This is a genomic window from Candidatus Desulfolinea nitratireducens (genome assembly GCF_982879505.1).
Window position 1 is genome coordinate 4,263 of record NZ_CEYOSI010000182.1, and the last position, 3,272, is coordinate 7,534.

4 protein-coding genes and 1 pseudogene are annotated in these 3,272 nt (G+C 50.0%); all 5 read left to right on the forward strand.

The genetic code is table 11. From position 1 onward, the window contains the following. Positions 1 to 186: pseudogene (locus AC3DOM_RS13815) on the forward strand (DNA methyltransferase); the annotation flags it as partial. A 213-nt stretch (positions 187 to 399) separates the two neighbouring features. Continuing rightward, complete coding sequence (locus AC3DOM_RS13820) at positions 400 to 528, forward strand: hypothetical protein (RefSeq protein ID WP_487919627.1); 129 nt, start codon at positions 400 to 402, stop codon at positions 526 to 528. A 197-nt stretch (positions 529 to 725) separates the two neighbouring features. Continuing rightward, positions 726 to 1,724 carry a hypothetical protein gene (locus AC3DOM_RS13825; RefSeq protein WP_487919628.1) on the forward strand — a complete coding sequence of 333 codons (999 nt, stop codon included), beginning with the start codon at positions 726 to 728 and terminating at the stop codon, positions 1,722 to 1,724. Between the two features lie 114 nt (positions 1,725 to 1,838). Further along, complete coding sequence (locus AC3DOM_RS13830; protein ID WP_487919629.1) at positions 1,839 to 2,417, forward strand: DNA-3-methyladenine glycosylase I; 579 nt, start codon at positions 1,839 to 1,841, stop codon at positions 2,415 to 2,417. A 169-nt stretch (positions 2,418 to 2,586) separates the two neighbouring features. After that, on the forward strand, positions 2,587 to 3,272 hold a 686-nt coding region (locus AC3DOM_RS13835; protein ID WP_487919630.1), incomplete at its 3' end, for a methylenetetrahydrofolate reductase.

A 3,272-nucleotide genomic window follows, 5' to 3' on the forward strand; every position in this document is an offset into this window, starting at 1 on the left:
AAGAAGGGTGGCAAGATCTACCCACTGGCCTGGGATATTGGGCGCGAGTTGGGGAAGGTTTATACGCTCAAAGATGAGAAGATCTGGATGCAGGATAACCAGCGCCTTGCACCCTATGGGATGGGGAATGCCTGGGTCAGCAATACCTTCCATCATTATTGTTTGCAGTTTAGGAAGGAAGATTAGGGATTTGTTATTTGGGCATTGGGAGTAGAGGCGGGATTTTCCAGCCCGGTGAGGTGGGACGCGGATACTTCGACGGTGCTCAGTGCAGGTTTTGCGGATAAGGCGGATTTACGCGGATGAAGAGGGATAATTGGGAAACGGAAGTTGGAAGTCCGCTTTAGCGGGCTTTGGCAGATAGCACGGGAATTTATTCCCGTGCGGAGAAAGACTCGAATGCTCATCCGCATCCCCTACACACCCGATCTGACGACCGGTGGGATCGCGGTTGATAATTATCACCGCATGGACGTAAACGTCCACGCTCATTGCCAAAGCCCGCTAAAGCGGACTCGGTATTCTTGAATAGCAAGCCGATTTTAGTCGGCTTTGGCCGGCATTGGTGCCGTAGCACGGGGATTAATTCCCGTGCGGAGAAAGTAAATCACCATCAACCCTCAGTGCTAGGGCGACCCGCTATGCAGCACAGAAAAATTCAATTTTCAACATAAATGAACGTTAAAAAGAAATTTCCTCTATAAACCCAAAAGGGTCGCTCCTACATGAAAATGCTATTTAAAAACGACCTCATCCGCATCCCCTACACACCCGATCTGACGACCGGCGGGATCGACTATGCCTGCCGCTCGCTGCGTTATACCTACAATCGGATGGGCGGCTCGGATGCCAAACGGCTGCGGCGGATCGTCGGCGGGATCGCGGTGGAGCTGGCTTTTCGCCGCCATCTTGGCGAGCAGGGGATTCCCTTCGATGTGAAAGGTGCCACTCCTTTCACCGATCCGGATAAATATGACGTCTCACTCGGCGGGCATCGTTGTGATCTGAAATCATTTATGATCACCCGCAAGAAACAGATCAGCGACCTCAACCGTGATCTGGGCTTGCTGCTGGGGGCCTCGGCGTTGATCCCCTCCGATCAATTTGTTTCAGCGGGACACAAGAACAGCGACGTATATATCTTCGCCTTCCTGACGGGGTTGCAGGCCGCATCACAGGCAGAGATGGCCAAAGCCAGCGAAGCGGGGAATCCGCTGCACCTGATCCACACCATGCCCAAAAATTGGGCAAAACCTGACCATTGGCGCTCGCTTGGGATGCTGGCCCTGAAGAGCGATTGCGAGGAGACTCTCATCGTCGAGTTGGGCGGGCAGGATGCTGAACGACAATTCCTTTCGAAGAAGATCACCCTCAAGCCGAGAGAACGAATGGAAACGGAAGCAGGCTTCCACACGCTCGCTTACGTCCACGTCGACAAGATGCCCGGTGGACAGGTTGGCATCCACAGCCCTGTGCTGGAGGAAACTCACCTGATCGCCCCGCATGATTGGGGGAATATCTGGGTTTATGGGATGGATGTGATCCTGGCGGGTTTTCTGACGCGGAAAGCATTTCGACAGAAGGCTAGGGAGTTGCCTGTCGGTAGTCGCGTTTATCAATATAATCGCACACGCACGAAAAATTTGGCTGTGCCTATTGCAGAGTTGCAGCCATTGAATGATCTTTTTGAAATAGTTAAAGATTGGAAAAAACATGAAGAATAGAGCTTAATCATGACTTTGTAAGATTGATAAAATCATATCAGGATGTGAGTTCTATTGATTTTGGACCGACTTTAGTGTATCGTGGAGAGGTAAAACCTATCAAGGAATATGTTTATGGAAGATAACCTGATTCGATGTCCCTGGCCGACAAATGATCCGCTCTATATTCGTTATCATGACGAAGAATGGGGCCTTCCCGTTCACGATGAGCGGAAGCTCCTTGCCAAGCTGATCCTGGATGGCGCACAGGCCGGGCTGAGTTGGATCACTATTTTGCGCAAGCGTGAAAATTACTGGGAAGCATTCGATCAGTTTGACGCAGAAAAAATGGCGCGCTATGATGAGAAGAAGATCGCCGAGTTGATGGGAAATGCCGGGATCGTGCGCAATCGTCAGAAGATCAATTCAACAATCAAGAATGCGCAGTCTTATTTACGTTTGAAAGATGAGCTGGGTTCTTTCGACGATTATCTATGGGGATTTGTCGATGGTAAGCCGATCGTCAATGCTTTGCAAACTGAAAAAGATTATCTGGCCATATCCCCCGAATCTGAAGCGATGAGCAAGGATCTGAAAAAGCGCGGATTTAGTTTCGTTGGCCCAACGATCTGTTATGCATTTATGCAGGCAGTCGGGATGGTGAACGACCATGTGGTGAGTTGTTTCCGTTATGAGGAAGTACAGCAAATATAGCTCTGGCAGTAAAACTGTACCTAAATGGCTGTTTAAACACGAAGGACACACATGTGCCTGCGCACAGTGCAGGCAAAAGATCACAAAGAAAAAGAAAAACCTGAAACTTTCCCTTTGAGGACTTAGTGCTCTTTGTGTTTAGCATTTTTTCAATGGAGGATAAATAAAAATGAAATTGACCGATATTTGGAAGTCACGCAATGAGCCGACGATCTCTTTTGAATTATTTCCCGCACGAACGGAGAAGGCCGCTGCCAATCTGGAGAAAGCGATTGAGGAGCTGGCTGCGCTTGAGCCGGATTTTGTCTCGGTCACCTTTGGGGCGGGGGGCTCGACGAGAGAGGGTTCACGGCAACTGGTCAAAAAACTGAAAGAGGAAAAGGGACTGGAAGTGATCGCTTATTTCGCGGGATTTGGGCTTGCTCCCGATAAGATCACAGCGGTTATCGACGATTACCAGGCCCTCGGCGTGGAGAATATCCTCGTCGTGCGCGGAGACGAACCTCGTGACGAAAATTTTACTCCCCACCCGGAGAGCTTCTCGTATGCCTCCGAGTTAATGGGATATATTCGTCCCCGCTACGATCTCTGTTTGGGGGTGGCAGGTTACCCGGAGAGCCATATCGATGCAGCCAGCCAGGCCAAGGATATGGAATATCTAAAACTCAAGGTTGAGCGCGGCGCGGAATATATCATCTGTAATTATTTTTACGATAATCAGTATTTCTTCGATTATTTGGCACGCTGCCGCGCTGCGGGAATAGATATTCCCATCATCCCCGGAGTGATGCCGATCTACAACATCAAGATGATGCGGATGCTGGCCGGGATGTGCGGTGCGACAATTACCGAGAC